At 73.3% G+C, this 16,594-nt stretch carries 14 protein-coding genes; 8 read left to right on the forward strand and 6 right to left on the reverse strand.

Features of this window, described 5'->3' with window-relative positions:
• Nucleotides 1-13 precede the first annotated feature (13 nt).
• From TK50_RS10725 to TK50_RS10755, 7 genes are all read left to right on the forward strand, one after another.
• Complete coding sequence (locus tag TK50_RS10725) at nt 14-250, forward strand: HTH domain-containing protein (protein WP_043962604.1); 237 nt, start codon at nt 14-16, stop codon at nt 248-250.
• A complete protein-coding gene (locus tag TK50_RS10730; protein ID WP_043962605.1) occupies nt 250-834 on the forward strand; it encodes a Clp protease N-terminal domain-containing protein in 585 nt (194 codons plus the stop codon). Before TK50_RS10725 ends, TK50_RS10730 begins: the two co-directional genes overlap by 1 nt.
• 682 nt (nt 835-1,516) lie before the next feature.
• Nucleotides 1,517-2,476 (forward strand): diacylglycerol/lipid kinase family protein, encoded by a 960-nt coding sequence (locus TK50_RS10735; protein ID WP_043964263.1) that lies wholly within the window; start codon nt 1,517-1,519, stop codon nt 2,474-2,476.
• Nucleotides 2,469-3,470: a YihY/virulence factor BrkB family protein gene (locus tag TK50_RS10740; RefSeq protein ID WP_043962606.1), complete on the forward strand. Its 1,002-nt coding sequence runs from the start codon at nt 2,469-2,471 to the stop codon at nt 3,468-3,470. Before TK50_RS10735 ends, TK50_RS10740 begins: the two co-directional genes overlap by 8 nt.
• Nucleotides 3,471-3,564: 94 nt before the next feature.
• On the forward strand, nt 3,565-5,055 hold the full coding sequence (locus tag TK50_RS10745) for a phosphatase PAP2 family protein (protein ID WP_043962607.1): 1,491 nt from the start codon (nt 3,565-3,567) through the stop codon (nt 5,053-5,055).
• 16 nt (nt 5,056-5,071) lie between these two features.
• Nucleotides 5,072-5,878: an endonuclease/exonuclease/phosphatase family protein gene (locus tag TK50_RS10750; protein ID WP_422119922.1), complete on the forward strand. Its 807-nt coding sequence runs from the start codon at nt 5,072-5,074 to the stop codon at nt 5,876-5,878.
• A gap of 93 nt (nt 5,879-5,971) precedes the next feature.
• Entirely contained in the window at nt 5,972-6,658 is a 687-nt protein-coding gene (locus tag TK50_RS10755) for a hypothetical protein (protein ID WP_052503680.1), read from the forward strand.
• A 515-nt stretch (nt 6,659-7,173) separates the two neighbouring features.
• Here TK50_RS10755 and TK50_RS10760 read toward each other — a convergent pair.
• Complete coding sequence (locus TK50_RS10760) at nt 7,174-8,136, reverse strand: TIGR03557 family F420-dependent LLM class oxidoreductase (protein WP_043962610.1); 963 nt, start codon at nt 8,134-8,136, stop codon at nt 7,174-7,176.
• A gap of 371 nt (nt 8,137-8,507) precedes the next feature.
• Here TK50_RS10760 and TK50_RS10765 point away from each other — a divergent pair, with 371 nt between their 5' ends.
• Entirely contained in the window at nt 8,508-9,893 is a 1,386-nt protein-coding gene (locus TK50_RS10765) for a cellulase family glycosylhydrolase (protein WP_043962611.1), read from the forward strand.
• A gap of 60 nt (nt 9,894-9,953) precedes the next feature.
• On the opposite strand, the gene TK50_RS10770 is transcribed toward TK50_RS10765, so the two are convergent.
• From TK50_RS10770 to TK50_RS10790, 5 genes are all read right to left on the reverse strand, one after another.
• Nucleotides 9,954-11,015, reverse strand: a complete 1,062-nt coding sequence (locus TK50_RS10770) for a MerR family transcriptional regulator (RefSeq protein WP_043962612.1) — start codon at nt 11,013-11,015, stop codon at nt 9,954-9,956.
• Between the two features lie 82 nt (nt 11,016-11,097).
• The gene (locus tag TK50_RS10775) at nt 11,098-13,230 is read right to left on the reverse strand and encodes an alpha-galactosidase (protein WP_043962613.1); all 2,133 of its coding nucleotides are present in this window, start codon (nt 13,228-13,230) and stop codon (nt 11,098-11,100) included.
• Nucleotides 13,227-14,138, reverse strand: coding sequence for a carbohydrate ABC transporter permease (locus TK50_RS10780; RefSeq protein WP_043962614.1), 912 nt, complete (start codon nt 14,136-14,138; stop codon nt 13,227-13,229). Before TK50_RS10780 ends, TK50_RS10775 begins: the two co-directional genes overlap by 4 nt.
• Nucleotides 14,135-15,091 (reverse strand): carbohydrate ABC transporter permease, encoded by a 957-nt coding sequence (locus TK50_RS10785; RefSeq protein ID WP_043962615.1) that lies wholly within the window; start codon nt 15,089-15,091, stop codon nt 14,135-14,137. The genes TK50_RS10780 and TK50_RS10785 overlap by 4 nt, the downstream gene beginning before the upstream one ends.
• A gap of 22 nt (nt 15,092-15,113) precedes the next feature.
• Complete coding sequence (locus TK50_RS10790) at nt 15,114-16,445, reverse strand: ABC transporter substrate-binding protein (protein WP_043962616.1); 1,332 nt, start codon at nt 16,443-16,445, stop codon at nt 15,114-15,116.
• Nucleotides 16,446-16,594: the final 149 nt, after the last annotated feature.

The following is a 16,594-nucleotide window of genomic DNA, read 5'->3' on the forward strand; positions in this document are numbered from 1 at the left end:
GTATGTTGACACCATGAGTCACGCGACGGAACTCGCGGCGGCGGCCGGCAGCACCGATCCCCGGGTCGGCCTGCGTGCCGTGCGCGCCCTGCGCCGGCTGCTCGAACGGCTGGAGGTGGTCCAGGTGGACAACGCCCGACGGCAGGGCTGGTCCTGGCAGGAGATCGCCGACGCGTTGGAGGTCAGCCGGCAGGCGGTCCACAAGAAGCACGCCGGGCGACCGGCGGTCCCGAGCACCTGGGAGGAATAGTGTTCGAACGGTTCACCGACCGGGCCCGCGAGGTGGTCAAGCAGGCCGCCCACGAGGCGCGGGCCGCCGGGCGGCGCCCCATCGGCACCGAGCACCTGCTCCTCGCCGTCCTCGCCGACCCCGACAACCTCGCGAGCCGGGTGCTGTCCGCCGCGGGCGTCCGCACCGCCGACCTGCGCGCCGCCGTGGCCCGGCACACCGCCGAGGGCGACGCGGGGCTCGCCGAGGCCGACGCCGCCGCGCTGCGCGAGATCGGCATCGACCTGGCCGCGATCGTCGCCCGGATCGAGGAGTCCTTCGGCCCCGACGCGCTGCGTGCGGCGGCGCCCGCCTCGCGCCGCCGGTGGGGGTGGCGGCAGCGGCAGCGGCCCGGCGGCCCGTTCTCGCCCCGGTCGAAGAAGGTGTTGGAGCTCTCGCTGCGCGAGGCGCTGCGGCTGCGGCACCGGCACATCGGCACCGAGCACATCCTGCTCGGGCTGCTGCGCGAGGGCGGCGGCCCGGCCGCGCTGGTGCTCACCGAGGCCGGGCTCGACCTGGACGACCTGCGCCGCCGGGTCGAGCTGGCCCTGCGGGCCGCGGCCTAGCCGCACCGCCCGGTCCACCCGGTTCTCCGGGCCTTCCCTCGCTTCGCGGTTCCCCTCACCCTTCCCCTTCCCTTCCCCCTCGCCTCCCCTCGCCCCCTCCCCTCTCACTTCTCCCGCCCGCCGCCCGCCGCCCGCCGCCCGCGGCCCGCCGCCCGCGGCCCGCGGCCCGCGGCCCGACTCCCTCCCACGGCTCTCCTTCCTCGCCCGCTCGCCGACGGCCCACCCTGTCGACTCCATGTGGCTCAGGGTGATTGCCTCTCCGGCGGCGGCGTTGCCGCCCGCCCTCCTTTGCTCTGCACCCATCCACGCAACGGTATGCGGACAGTAATCGGCCGTGTTGTCGCGTGACTCTGCGCGGTCCCGCGAAACCACAGCTCGTGCGCTGTGCTGCGCCCGTGGGTGCAGAGCAAAGGGGGCGGGCGGCGTCGGGCGGTGCGGGCTCGAAGCAACGCAGGGTGACGAGCCTCGGTCCCCCTGCGCCAGCGACGCGTACCTCACGCAACGTGGCCGGCGGCGCGGCCGGTTCCGGGCACCCCGGCCCCGTAAACCTGTTTTCGGTGCGCGCAACCTCACCGGTCGCCGGCTCGCCGCCCGCACCGATTTGGCGCACACTGGCGCCGTGGATGCTGAGCAGAACACGCGTTCGACGCCGGACGCGCGCGCGGCCGACCACCACGGCGGGCTGCGCTCCGCCGTGGTGGTCAACCCGGTGAAGGTCGCCGACCTCGACGAGCTGCGCGAGACGGTCGACGGGGCGCTCGGCGCCGCCGGCTGGCCGGCACCGCTGTGGTTCGAGACCACCCCGGAGGACCCGGGCCGGGGGCAGACCGAGAAGGCCGTCTCCGCCGGGGTCGACGTCGTCTTCGCCTGCGGCGGCGACGGCACCGTGATGTCCTGCGTCAGCGCGCTGGTCGGCACCGACGTGGCCCTCGCGGTCCTGCCCCAGGGCACCGGCAACCTGCTCGCCGCCAACCTCGGCCTCTCCACCGACCTGGCCGCCGGGCTGGAGGTGGCCGTCGAGCAGGGCCGCCGCCAGCTCGACGTCGGCGCGGTCGACGACGCCTACTTCACCGTCATGGCCGGGATGGGCTTCGACGCCCAGATGCTCGACGCCACCTCGGAGACGACCAAGGCCCGCATCGGCTGGCCGGCGTACGTGATGGGGGCCGCCCGGCACCTGCGCGACCGGCCGATGCGGGTCACCATCCGCATCGACGACCGGCCGCCGCTGCGCCGCCGGGCCCGTTCGGTGCTGGTGGCCAACGTCGGCCGCCTCCAGGGCGGCGTCACCCTGCTCACCGACGCCGAACCGGACGACGGCTGGCTCGACGTCGCCGTGCTCACCCCGCGCACCCTGCGCCACTGGCTGGCCATGGGCTGGGCGCTGGTGCGCCGCCGGGGCAGCGTCCCCCGGATGGAGGTCTACCGCGCCCGTCGGGTGGAGGTCACCAGCAACCGGGCCCAGCCGCGCGAGCTCGACGGGGACCTCATCGCACCGGGGCGGCGGCTGGCGGCCGAGATCCGCCCCCGCGCCCTCTGGCTCTGCGTGCCGCAGCCGCAGGAGGCACCCGACCTGGCCGCCGACGCCGAGGCAGCCGGGGAGCGGGGCGAGGAGCTGGTCGAGGAGGCCCGCCGTGAGTAGCACCAGGATGGTGCCCGAGACCCGGCTCATGGCCGACGAGGAGCTCTCCGCCGACGACGCCTGGCACACACTGCGCCGCCACGGCGGCTGGCGCCTGCTGCGGGACGCGTTCGTCCGGTTCCGCTACGGCGACGGGTTCAGTCACTCCCGCGCCCTCGCGCTGCAGCTCTGCCTCGCCGTGGTGCCGTTCCTGATCGCCCTCACCGGCCTGATCACCGACCTCGGCGCCGACGAGGGCGGCCGGGTCGTCGCCGACACCGTGCTCGCCCTCACCCCCGGGCAGAGCGAGCAGGTGGTCGGTGAGCTGCTCGACTCCGGCGAGCGCACCGAGGACGCCGGCGAGCTGGCGCTGACCCTCGGCCTGCTGACCGGCCTCGTCGCGCTCACCACCACGATGGCCCAGATCGAGCGCGGCGCCAACCGGATCTACGGCGTAGAGCGGGACCGCCCGGCCCTGTGGAAGTACCTGCGGGCCGCCGTCCTCGCGCTCGTCGCGGGCGTCCCGGCGCTCGCCGGGTTCCTCATCCTGGTCGGCGGCGGGTCGATGGGCGATTCGGTACGCCGCAACTACGCCTGGGGCGACGTCGCCACCTTCGCGTGGGACGTGGTCCGCTGGCCGCTGAGCCTCGGCCTGACCGTGCTCGCCGTGGCCCTGCTGTTCCGGCACGCCCCCCGCCGCAAGCAGCCCGGCCTGTCCTGGCTGTTCCTCGGCGCCGGCATCGCCACCGCCCTGTGGTGGCTGGCCAGCCTGCTGCTCGCCGCGTACGTGCGGTTCAGTGACGGGTTCGGGCAGACCTACGGGGCGCTGACCGGCATGATGGCGCTGCTGCTCTGGGCCAACCTCACCGGGATGGCGCTCTTCGGCGGGCTGGCCTTCGCCGCACAGCTCGAAGCGATGCGCATCGGTGTGCCCGAGCCCGCCCAGCCGGACCTGTGGCAGCCCGAGACCGAGCGCGAGGAGATCCACGACACCGGCGAGATGACCGCCCTGTAGAGCTGGCCGCGACACCCCGGCGCGACACCCCCCGGTGTACGGGAGGCCCGGATCGGGTAAAGCGCCTCGCCAGAGCAGACAAGGGAGGTGCGGGGTGACCGCGGTCAAAGAGGTGGTGCGGCGACCACTCGGCCATTTCGCCGAGCGGAGCATCGCCGGGCTGGTGGCCGTCGTCGGCGCGGGGGTCGCCTTCGGCCTGCTGCTGATGCTGGTGCGTTTCCGGTGGAGCCCGCTCCAGCACGCCGACCACGAGGCCGCCGAGTGGTTCAACGGGCTCGTCGCCCCGCACCACGCCCTGGTCACCGTGTTGCAGGCGATCACCGACCTCGGCGGGCGGCCCGTGCTGATCTGGCTGGTCAGCGTCGCCGTGCTCGGGCTGCTGATCCGCAGGCAGGCCCGGCTCGCCGTCTATCTGATCATCACCGGGGTCGGCGGGCTGATCCTCGACCCGTCGCTGAAGACCCTGGTCGGCCGCCTGCGCCCCGTGGTGGACGTGCCGCTGGCCAGCGCCCCCGGCAACAGCTTCCCCAGCGGCCACGCCCTCGGCTCGTTCGTCGCGTACGGGGCGATCCTGCTGGTCTTCCTCCCCGCCATGGCGCCCCGCTGGCGCAAGCCCGCCATCGCCGTCGCCGCCGTGCTGGTGGCCCTGATCGGGCTGACCCGGATCGCGCTGGGCGTGCACTTCGTCTCCGACGTGCTCGGCGGCTGGCTGCTCGGCGCGGCCTGGCTGGGCGTCACCGCGTACGCCTTCCGGCTGTGGCGGCGCGAGCGCGGCCGGCCGGTGCCGCCGCTGACCGAGGGCCTGGAGCCGGAGGCGGGCCGGGACATCGCCCCGGCCCCCGCCGAGGAGCACGTGCTGGAGCACCCCCGCTCGGCCGTCGCCGAGCTGCTGGTCGGCTGGGTGCTGGTGTTCGGCGCGCTGTACGCCTTCGGCATGTTCGTCAGCTACCACGCCAAGGACACGTTCCTCGGCACCCTCGACACCGGGGTCCCGCGCTGGTTCGCCGACCGGCACACCGACGCGTTGACCGACCTGAGCTGGTGGTGGAGCAAGTTCGGCGACACCCACGCGATCCTGCTGGTGTCGCTGGTCTTCTGCCCGCTGGTGCTCGCCGTGTGGCGGCGCTGGCGGCCGGTGCTCTTCGTGGCGCTGGCGATGTTCGGCGAGCTGACCCTCTTCCTCGCCTCCGCCCGCGCCGTCGACCGGCCCCGCCCGCCCGTGGAGAACCTCGACGGGCAGATGCCCACCTCGTCGTTCCCGTCCGGGCACATCGCCGCCACCATCTGCCTCTGGCTCGCCATCGCCCTCATCGTGTTCCCCCGCACCGACCGCTGGTGGCGCTGGATCTTCGTGGCCACCGCGGTGGTCATGCCGGTGGGGGTGGCGGTCTCCCGGATGTACCGGGGCATGCACCACCCGACCGACTTCATGGGCGCGATCCTGCTCAGCGCCCTGTGGATCGGCCTGCTCTACTGGGTGATCCGCCCCAACGCCGACCTCGCCGAGGGCAACCGGCCGGCGATCGAGTCCGAACAGGTCGACGAGCTGGACGACGAGCTGGCCTCCGCCGGCCGCCCCGACTGACCCGATGCTGCGGGTGATGACCTGGAACATCAAGACCGGCGGTCGGGACCGGACGGGTCCCGGCCGCCTGGACCGGGTGGCCCGGGTCGTCGCCGCGCACCGGCCGGACCTGCTGGCCGCGCAGGAGCTGCGCGGCTTCGACTCCGGCGGCGTGCTGGCCGGCTTCGCCGCCGCCGTGGGCATGGAGCCGCACCTGGCCCGGTCGTGCTTCGGCCAGCCCGTGGCGGTGCTGGTCCGCCCGCCGCTGCGGGTCGTCGCGGCCGGTCCGGTCCGCCGCCCGTTCCACCACGCCGCGGTACGCGTCACCGTGGCCACCGACGCCGGGCCGCTGACCGTGATCGGCGCGCACCTCGACCCGTACTCGGGGCTGCGGCGGCGGGTCGAGGCGGGCTGGCTGGCGGGGGCGGTCGGCCGGGCCCCCGGCGTGGGGCGGGGCGCGCTGGCGCTGCTGGCCGGGGACCTGAACACCCTCGCCCCGGGCGTCGACCACACCGACCGCGTCGCCCGGCTGCCGGCCGCGTACCGGCGTCGGCACCTGCGTCGGGACGGGCGGACGGTGGAGACCCGGGCAGTGGCCCGGCTCGCCGCCGCCGGCCTGGTCGACCTGTACGCCGCACTCGCCCCCGGCGACGACGAGGGGCCGACCGCGCCGACGCGGCACGGCGGCGGCGTGGAGTTCTCCGGCATGCGGCTGGACTATCTCCTCGGCACGGCGGCCCTGGCCGGGCTGGCCCGGTCCTGCGTCGTCGTGCGCGGCGGCGACACCGAGCACGCCTCCGACCACTACCCGGTGCTGGCCGACCTCGACCTGCGCCCGGCCTGACCGCCGCCCGCGCGGCCGTGCCGCCGTGCCGCCCGGGCCGGCCGTGCCGCCCGGGCCGCCGGGCGGTTGCCGCAGGCCACTACGCTCGCCGCCGTGACCGGTCGCCCCAGCACCCGCCCAGAGCCGCCGCCCCCGCTGGTCGCCGCGTTCGCCCGGGGCGTCGCCCTCGTCGTGGTGCTGCCCGTCCGGCTGCTGTGGGAGCTGCTCGTCGGGGCCGGGCGGCTGCTGCACCGGTGGCTGCTCAGCCCGCTGGGCAGGGCCCTGCGTGCCTGGGTGCTGCGCCCGCTCGCCTGGCTCGCGTACCACCTGGTCTGGGTGCCCCTGGCGTGGCTGGCGCGGCATCTGGTGCGGCGTCCGCTGGGCTGGGTGTTCCGCACCCTCGTCCGGCCTGCGGCGCGACTGGTCGTGGTGGCGGTCGACTGGCTGATCCGCCACCTGCTGGTGCCGCTGGTACGCCTGGTGGGGCGGCTGTTCGGCCCGGCGTTGACGGCCCTCGGGCGCGGCCTGTGGTGGCTGCTGCGGCTGGCCTGGACGGCCCTGTCCTACGCCTGGCGGCTTGCCGGGCGCATCCTGCGCGCCCTGCACCGGCTGCTGCTGCGCCCCGCCGGGCTGGCCCTGCGCTGGGCCTGGCGGCACACCGTCGCCCCAATCGGCCGCGCCCTGCGCGCCGCCTGGCGGGTCACGGTCACCCCGGCGGCCCGCTGGCTGAACGCGTCGGTCCTGACCCCGGTCCGCGAGGCCACCCGGGCCCTCCTGAGCGCCCTGAACCTGCGCCCCTGACACCCCTCGCCGTCGCCGTCGTCGCGGCGTTGTCACTTTACGTGTGGTTGGTGGCGTGGGGCTGCGGGGGCGCAGTCGTTACTCTCCGTGATGCTCCGCTGAGGTCACCGAAGTGCCCTCGCTCCCTTTGCTCTGCACCCATCGGCGCACCACCCCCTGCGAGCTGCCCAGGAGGCAAGGCTGCGGGCGGCCTGGGGTGAACCGCTCCGGTTGCGCTGCGTGAGTGATGCGTATGCGGGTGCAGAGCAAAGGGGGCGGCGGGATCGGTGTCGCCGGCCGCTCGGGTGGCACTGGGTGACCGGTCCTTCTCCGGCCACACCACCAGGCCCGGCCGTCGCCGCGCGCGGCGGGCGGGCTACCGGACCAGGTTGAGCAGGACGGTCAGCACGATCGAGGCGACGACCGAGAACAGGATCATCAGCAGGCAGCCGAGGCCCCCGCCCGCCGGGCGGATCTCCGTGTTGCCGATGCGCATCAGGGCACCTTTCGACGGGCCAGGGCGAGCCGCAGCCGCCTCACAGCTCGCGGAGCCGGGGGAGCAGCTCCTCCCGGGCCCAGTCGAGGAACATGGGCTGGGTGTCGCCGCCGACCTGCACCAGCGCCACGTGGGTGAAGCCGGCGTCGACGAACTTCTTGAACGCCGCGACGTGCCGGTCGGTGTCCGGGCCGCAGGAGATCCCCTCGGCGACGTCGTCCTCGCGGACGTACTGCGTCGCGGCGGCGAACGACTCCGGGCCGGGCAGTTCGGCGTTGACCTTCCAGCCCATGCCGAACCAGCGGAACTGGTCGTGTGCGATCTTGCGGCACTCCGCCTCGTCGGGGCCGTAGCAGATGGCGACCTGGCCGAACCGGGGCTGCCCGGCGCCGCCCGCGTCGTCGTACATCTGGATCAGGTGGGCGTCGGGCTCGGTGGCGACGAGGCCGTCGCCGTAGTCGGCGGCGAGCGTCGCCGACTGCCGGCCGGACGCGGCCACGGCCATCGGCACCGGACGCTCCGGCCGGTCCCAGACGTACGCGTCGGGCACGTCGAAGTGGTTGCCGGAGAAGGTCAGCGTCTCCCCGTTCAGCAGGGGCCGGATGATCTGCAGCGCCTCCTCGAACATCTCGTGCCGCTGCTGCACGTGCGGCCAGCCGCCGACGACGTGCTCGTTGAGGTTCTCCCCGGCGCCCAGGCCGAGGGTGAACCGGCCGTCCGACAGCGCCCCGATCGTGCTGGCCTTCTGCGCCACCACGGCGGGGTGGTAGCGGCGGATCGGGCAGGTCACGAAGGACATCAGCTCGGCCCGGCTGGTGGCGTGGGCGACCGCGCCGAGCACCGACCAGGCGTACGGGGAGTGGCCCTGGGAGTCGAGCCAGGGATAGTAGTGATCGGAGATCACCAACTGGTCGAAGCCGGCGGCCTCGGCGCGCACCGCGTAGTCGACCAGTTCCTTCGGCCCGGCCTGCTCGCACATCAGGGTGTAGCCGATGTTGACCATGGCGCATCTCCTTTGCTCTCCCGATCCACTCCGCATACCCCCGTGGGAGTCGGTCAACCCTCGACGGCCGTCGTGGCCTTGACGGGGCGGCCCTGGGTGGTAAGGTCCGGCCTTAACCGGTTCAGGCTGGGGGCGTCGCATCCTGTGGTGGGGATGACCGCACCTGTGGCGGCTCGCTGCCCCGCGAGCCGCCACAGGACATCCCCGCTGAGCCGCGACTCACTGAACCGGTTGCCCCACACCAGCGATCGGCCTACGCTGATGCCTGCGCCGTCTCGGAGCCGGACGGCGGCTGACGGGCCAGCCGCCTTCTTCGTCACCACCACCGCACCCCCGCCGGGCACGGGGTTTGACCCTCCCTGAGGAAGGCCATGAGAAAACGTCTCTCCGTCGCGGGCGTCGCCCTGCTGACGGTCCTCGCCGCCGTGTTCGCCTTCGGGCAGCCCGCGCACGCCGCCGCCGGCTTCTCCGTCTCCAACGGCAAGCTGTACGACGCCAACGGCAACGAGTTCATCATGCGCGGCGTCAACCACGCCCACACCTGGTACCAGCAGCAGACCAGTTCCTTCGCCAACATCAAGGCGCTCGGCGCGAACACGGTGCGGGTGGTGCTGGCCAGCGGCGACCGCTGGGCCAAGAACGACACGGCCGACGTCGCCAACGTCATCTCCCTGTGCAAGGCGAACAAGCTGATCTGCGTCCTGGAGGTGCACGACACCACCGGCTACGGCGAGCAGAGCGGCGCGATCACCCTGGACCGGGCGGTCGACTACTGGCTGAGCATCTCCAGCGCCCTCGCCGGCCAGGAGAAGTACGTGATCGTCAACATCGGCAACGAGCCGTACGGCAACCAGGGCTACGGCACCTGGGCCACCGACTCGGCCAACGCGATCAAGCGGCTGCGCGCCGCCGGCCTCGCGCACACCATCATGGTCGACGCCCCCAACTGGGGCCAGGACTGGTCGTTCACCATGCGCGACAACGCGGCGTCGGTGTTCGCGGCCGACCCGCAGAAGAACACCGTCTTCTCCATCCACATGTACGGCGTCTTCGACACCGCCGCGGAGATCTCCGACTACCTCGGCCGGTTCCGCACCGCGAAGCTGCCGATCGTGGTGGGCGAGTTCGGCTTCGACCACTCCGACGGCAACCCCGACGAGGACACCATCCTGTCGTACACGCAGGCCAACGGCATCGGCTACCTGGGCTGGTCGTGGAGCGGCAACGGCGGCGGCGTCGAATACCTCGACATGACCACCAACTTCAACCCGAACGCCCTGACCACGTGGGGCCAGCGCATCTTCAACGGCGCCAACGGCATCAAGGCGACCTCGAAGGAGGCGTCGGTCTACTCGGGGGTCACCCCGACCACCCCGCCGACCACGGCCCCGCCGACGACCCCTCCGCCGACCACGCCCCCGCCTACGACGCCCCCGCCGACCACCCCGCCGGCCACCGGCGGCTGCACGGCGACGTACACGATCATCGGCCAGTGGCAGGGCGGCTTCCAGGGTGAGGTCAAGGTGACCGCCGGCTCCGCCGCCATCAACGGCTGGACGGCGAAGTGGACGCTCGGCAGCGGCCAGTCCATCAGCCAGGCGTGGAACGCGACGCTGACCAGCAGCGGGTCGAGCGTCACCGCCACCAACGTCAGCTACAACGGCAAGCTCGGCGCCGGGGCCAGCACCAGCTTCGGCTTCATCGGCAGCTCCACCGGCACCCCCGCCGCCCCCACGGTGACCTGCACGGCGAGCTGAATCCTCCGCACCACCGGCGGTGGCCGGGCCCGCACGGGCCCGGCCACCGCATCGCGTGGGCTACACCGCGACGACGTCGGCGACCACGCAGGCGACGTTGTCGGGCGCGCCGGCGGCGTACGCGAGGGCGACCAGCCGGTCCACGGCCTCGTCCGGCCCGCCGGCCCCGCCCAGCGCCTCACGCACCGCCGCCGGGTCGACCACCGCCGAGAGCCCGTCGGAGCAGAGCAGGTACCGGTCACCGGCGCGGGCGGCGCGCAGCGCCAGGTCCGCCTCGACGTGCTCGCCGCCGGCCCCGAGGGCGCGCACCAGCACGGCCCGCTGCGGGTGGGCGGCGACCGCCTCCGGGGCCAGCCGGCCGGCGTCGACCAGCGACTGCACGTACGTGTGGTCCCGGGTGAGCCGGTGCAGCTCGCCCTCGCGCAGCAGGTACGCCCGGCTGTCGCCGACGTGCACCAGCGCCACCCGGGAGCCGGAGCGCAGCAGCGCGGTCAGTGTGGTGACCGGCTGGTGCGGGTCCACTGCCAGCCCGCGCACGGCGCGGTGGGCCTCGTCGACCCCGTCGGCCAGCAGCGCGAGCAGCTCGGCGGCCGGCACGTCGGCGGGCTCCAGCGCCCGGAGGACGTCGATCGCGGCGGTGCTGGCCGCCGCGCCGCCGGGCCCGCGCATGCCGTCGGCGACGGCCAGCAGCCGCTCGTCCGCGTACGCGGCGTCCTCGTTGCTGTCCCGCGTGGCCCCGGCGTCGCACCGGGTGGCGTGGCGGACGGTGAGGGTTTGCTTCATGGTGGTTCCCCTTCCGGACAGGTTGCCGACGAGGAGGGTGGCGAGGCGACCGCGTTCCGCGGTGTCGGCGGCTACCCGCCGCCAGTACGCGTCGACGGCCTCGGCCGCCGCCTCGGGCCGCAGCCCGCAGACGGCACGGATCTCGGCCAGCGGCATGCCGATGCGCCGTAGCGAGGCGATCAGCCGGGCCCGCTCCAGCTGGGCCGGGTCGTAGAGCCGGTAGCCCGACTCGGGATCGACCGCCGCAGGCCGGAGCAGGCCCACCTCGTCGTACAGGCGCAGCGCCTTCGGCGTCAGCCGCGCGGCCCTGGCGAACCCCCCGATGGTCAGCAGCCCCACGTCACGTCCTCCTCGTGCCGGTCACCGCGACCGGCAGGCACCAGCCTGTGGCTTGCCCGAGGGGGAAGGTCAAGACGGGGGATCAGTCGACCGCGTCGACCTCCAGCAGCAGCGTCTGCTCGGGGTGCAGGGCCGGCAGGTGCAGGCCGACCGAGGCGAGCACCGCGCCCGGCAGGGTCACCCCGGGCAGCCAGCCCGGCTCCGTCAGCTCCAGCACCGCCGGCTCCGGCACGCCGGCCGTCGGCCGGACCGCGTACCGGCGGGCCGGGTCGAGCCCCGGTAGCCGCAGCGCGCCCGGCACCTGGGCGACCGAGGTGGCGACGCGCGCCACGGCGTACACCGCGTGGGTGTGGTCTGCGGCGACCACGCCGTGCGCCCAGACGGCCGGGTCGGGGTGGTCGACCCGGACCACCCGGCCGGCGTGCAGCAGCGGTCGCAGCCGCTTGTGCAGCGCCACCCAGGCCGCCAGCTCGACCCGGTCGGCGGCGCTCGCCGAGCCGATGTCCCACTCGACGCCGAAGTGCCCGAACAGCGCGGTGGCGGCCCGGAAGCCCAGGTCGTGCACCCGGTGCGTGGTGTGCGACCGGTCGGGCCCGACGTGGCTGCCGACCAGCTCCGGCGGGAGCAGCAGCCCGGTCCACCGCTGGATGGCCAGCCGCTCCAGGGCGTCGTTGCAGTCGCTGGCCCAGACCCGGTCGGTGCGGCGCAGGATCTCCAGGTCCACCCGCGCGCCGCCGGAGGAGCAGCTCTCGATCTCCAGCCCCGGGTGGCGGGCGCGCAGCTCGTCGAGCAGCCGGTAGGCGGCGGCGGTCTGCGCGTGCACCCCGGGCCGCCCGGCGTGGCCGGCCTCGGTCAGGTCCCGGTTGTGGTCCCATTTCAGGTACGCGATGCCGTCGTGGTCGCGCAGCAGCGCGTCGAGCCGCCCCAGCACGTACGCGTACGCGCCCGGGTTGGCCAGGTCCAGCACCTGCTGGTGCCGCCACGGCGGCGGCAGCCGACCGGGCACGGCGAGCACCCACTCCGGGCGGGCGCGGAACAGGTCGGAGTCGGGGTTGACCATCTCCGGCTCGACCCAGAGGCCGAACTGCATGCCGTGCCCGCGCACGTGGTCGATCAGCGGTTGCAGCCCGCCCGGCCAGACCGTCTCGTCGACGTACCAGTCGCCGAGCCCGGCCCGGTCGTGCCGGCGGCCGACGAACCAGCCGTCGTCGAGCACGAACCGTTCCACCCCGACGGCGGCGGCGTGGTCGGCGAGGGCGCGCAGCCGGTCCAGGTCGTGGTCGAAGTAGACGGCCTCCCACACGTTGAGGGTGACGGGCCGCGCCGTACGCGGGTGCCCCGGCCGGGCGCGCAGGTGGGCGTGCAGGGCGTCGCTGAGCCCGTCGAGGCCGGCGGTCGAGTGCGCCGCGTAGAGCAGGGGGGTGGCGTAGGACTCGCCGGGGCCGAGCGTGATCTCGCCGCTGCCCAGCAGCTCGCCGCCGCCCAGCGTGGCCTCCCCGGTGGGCCGCCGCTCGGCGAACGTGACGTGGTCGCCGCTCCACGCGGTGTGCACCGCCCACACCTCGCCGTGCCGGAAGCCGAACCCGGCCGTGCCGGCCACCAGCAGCAGCGTCGCGTCGTGCCCGGTGCGCCCGTGCCGGCCCTCCCGCACCCACGCGCCCATCGGCCACGGGTGCCGCTGCGGCGACCGTTCCCGGCACCACCGGCCGGTCAGGTCGAGCAGCTCGGTGGCGACCGCCGGTACCGGCAGCACGCCGGTCAGCTCCCGCAGCTCGTACGGGGTGTCGCCGTCGTTGCGCAGCCGGTGCCGCAGCAGCACCAGCCCGGCCGGGTCCAGCTCGACCTCGACGGTGAGCGTCAGCGCCGCGTCGGGGTCGCTGGCTGTCACCGCGACCCGAGCGGTCCCGTCGGGCTCGTTGGTGACGTCGAGGGCGTCGAGGCGGAACGCCGTGGACCAGGCGGTGCCGGCGCGGTGCCCGGCCAGCCCGGGCCGCCCGCTCCAGCCGGCGCTCGCCTCGGGCAGCAGCGACAGCACGGTCGGGGCGTCGAAGCTGCTCGGCACCACCGGCGGCACGGTCGCGGCGACCAGCGCGGTCAGGTCGTCGGCGGCGAGCGGGCCGAGGTCGGCGCCCCAGTGCGCGACTCGGGGCAGCCCGGGGCCGCGCGCGTCGAGCACCAGGCTGGTCGCGGCCCGGCGCAGGTGGACGATCGTCATCCTTTGGAGGCTCCCAGCGTCAGGCCCCGGACGAACTGCTTCTGCAACAGGAAGAAGATCACCAGGGTCGGGATCGCGACCAGCACGGAGCCGGCCGAGACGAGGTTGTTGTCGGTGAAGAACTCGCCGCGCAGGTTGTTCAGCGAGCTGGTCACCGGGAACTTGTCGCCGGTGCGCATGAGCACGGTGGCCCAGAAGAACTCGTTGTAGATCCAGGTCACCTCCAGCGTGGCCAGCGCCGCCAGCGCGGGCCGGCACAGCGGCATGGTCACCTGCCAGTACTGCCGCCACACGCTGGCCCCGTCGACCATGGCCGCCTCGTACAGCTCGTGCGGGAGGGCCTTCATGTAGTTGCTCAGCACGAAGACGCAGAAGCCGCACTGGAAGGCGACGTTGACCAGGATCAGCCCCCAGTAGCTGTCGTAGAGCAGCTCCGAGTCGCTCATGAACAGCGGCAGCGGCACCTCGGTGAACAGCCGGAACAGCGGGATCAGCAGGGCCTGCTGGGGCAGCAGGTTCGCGGCGGTGAACAGGCCGAGCAGGACGATGTTGAGTTTCCAGCTGAACCGGGCGATGACGAACGCGACACAGGAGGCCAGGAACAGCGTCAGCAGCACCGCCGGGACGGTGATGTAGACGGAGTTGAGGAAGTGCTTGCCGAACTCGGCGGTGCGCCACGCGGTGACGTAGTTGTCGAGGGTCCAGCCGCCGAGGGAGACGTAGCCGTTGGCGGCGGTGTACTCGTAGGAGCGCAGCGAGGTCAGCACCGCCCAGAGGATCGGGAACAGCCAGCCGACGGCGACCGCACCCAGGAAGAGGTGCAGGACGATCCGGGCGGGTCGGGGCGGCCGGCGGCGGCCGGTGGACGCGGCGGCGGCCGGTACGCGGGTCGGGGCAGCGGCGGTCACTTCCGGTTCTCCCTCATGACGGTCGCCAGGTAGACGGTGATGAAGACCAGCGAGACGACCAGCATGAGCGTCGCCAGCGCCGAGCCGAAGCCGATGCGGCTGGCCTCGCCGACCACGTTCTGAGTGACCAGCGCGGAGATCAGCTCCAGCCCGTTGCGGCCCTTGTTGACGACCCAGACCAGGTCGAACGCGCGCAACGACTCGATGACCGTCACCACCAGCACGATGATGTTGATCGGCCGCAGCACCGGGAAGACCACCTTGAAGAAGGTGGTGGCCTCGGACGCGCCGTCGACGGCGGCGGCCTCCCGCAGCGACGGGTCGACGCCCTTCAGCCCGGCGAGGTAGAGCAGCATGATGTAGCCGACGTGCCGCCAGCCGGCGGCGACGAGCACCGCCCAGATGTTGACGTCCGGGTCGCCGTACCAGTCGGTGCTGGTGCCCAGCGCCGCGTTGAGCAGGCCCTGGTCGCGGGAGTAGATGAGCTGCCAGACGAAGCCGATCAGCGCCAGCGAGAGCACCACCGGCAGGTAGAGCGCGGTCTGGTAGAACCGGCTGCCCCGGATCTCCTTGTCCAGCAGCACGGCGAGGAACATGCCGAACGGGGTGGCGACCACGAACAGCGCCGCGAGCCAGAGCAGGTTGTTCTGCACGGCCGGCACGAACGGCGGATAGATGTTGATCACGTCGGAGTAGTTGCGGCCACCGACCCATTCGATCTCGCTGATGGGGCCGATGCCGTCCCAGTTCGTGCCGGACAGCGCCACCGTGGCCACGGCCGGGAACCACACCAGGCCGACGACCAGCAGCAGCGGTACGAGCACCATCAGCGTGATCACCACGCGGTCGGTGCGGGACAGGAGCCGTGGCCCGCGGCCGCGACCACCCTTGCGGGCGGTCGCGGCCGGCGACGACACGGCGGGATCCGCTTGGATCAGGGGCAGGTCGGACACGTGTCCTCGCCTCTCGCCGTCGTCAGTCGGTGAAGATCGACTTCTTCTGGTTCTCGATGCTGGTGAGCAGCCCGCCGATGTCCTTCGGGTCCTTGATGAACTGCTGGAGCGCCGGGATCATCACGGTGGAGGCGAAGTCGGGCCGGGTGTCCCGGTCGAGGAACTGGGCGATCTCGGTGGCCGAGCCGACCAGCTCGGCGGCCTTCTTCTGCAGCGCGGTGTAGCCGCTGATGTCGGCGCCGCTGTTGGCGACGAGCGTGCTCGGGTCGTTCTTGACGGTGACGTCGGCCGCGTCCTTCGAGCCGAGGTATTCCAGCAGCTTCTTGGCGTTGGCCTCGGACTTCGGCTTGCGGGCCATCATGTAGCCGTCGATCGGCGCGTCCAGGGCCTTGGCCCCGATCGCCGGGTCGACCTCGGGGAAGGTGAAGAAGTCGAGGTCGTCCTGCTCGTCGTTGCTGAACTGTTGCCCGACGAAGAGGCCGAGGAGGTACATGCCGGACTTCTTCTGCTGCAGCGACTGGGCCGCCTCCTGCCACGTCCGGCCGAGGCTGTCGGCCTGGTGCAGCGGCAGCAGCCCCGCCCAGGTGTCGAAGACCTTCTTCACCTTGTCGGAGGTCCACGCCTCCTTGCCGGCCATCAGGTCGACGTGGAACTGGTAGCCGTTGATCCGCAGGTTGAGGATGTCGAAGGTGCCCATCGCCGGCCAGCCGTCCTTGTCGCCGAAGGCGATCGGGTTGAGGCCGTCCTTCTTCATCTGCGCGCCGAGGGCGTTCAGCTCGTCGAGGGTCTTCGGCACCTGGTAGCCGCGCTGCTGCCACACCGACTTGCGGTAGAACATCGCCCACGGGTAGTACGACGCGGGCACGAAGTACTGCTTGCCGTCGTCGCCGGTCGACGCCTTCTTGAACGCGTCGGAGTAGCCGGAGAGCTTGCCCCACACGTCGCTGACGTCGCCGGCCAGGCCCTTCGCCGCGAAGAACCGCATGCGGTAGCCGGCGAACCAGGTGTAGACGTCGTCCGGCTTGCCCTGCAGGTAGTTGTTGATGTTCTCCTGGAACGTGTTGTGGTCGACCGTGTTGATCGCGACCTCGACGCCGGAGGCGGTCTGGAACCCGGCCATGACCTTGGCGATCACGTCCTTGGGCTTGGGGTCGGACTGGTTCGAGCCGAGCGACACCGTCTTCGACTCCGCCCCGCCGGACTCGGAGTCCGAGCCGCAGCCGGCGAGCAGGCCGGTGCCGAGCAGGGCGCCCGTGCCGGCCGCGCCGGCCAGCAGGGAGCGCCGGCGCAGGCCGGCGACGGACGGGGGTACGAGCCGGGCGAGGTACTCGGCCTGGGTGCGGGGACGGGACATGGTGCCTCCTGCGGCTGAGAAGGGGTGCGGCACCCGGGGGAGGGGTGGTGGGGGTGGTGGGGCGGTCGGCGTTCGGGAATGCCACAGCGGATCCACCGTGAACCCACATCAGCGAACACGAACGGCCATAGGCGCCTCAAGCTACTCGT

The organism is Micromonospora haikouensis (genome assembly GCF_000876225.1).
In the GTDB taxonomy this organism is placed as follows: Bacteria; Actinomycetota; Actinomycetes; order Mycobacteriales; family Micromonosporaceae; genus Micromonospora; species Micromonospora haikouensis.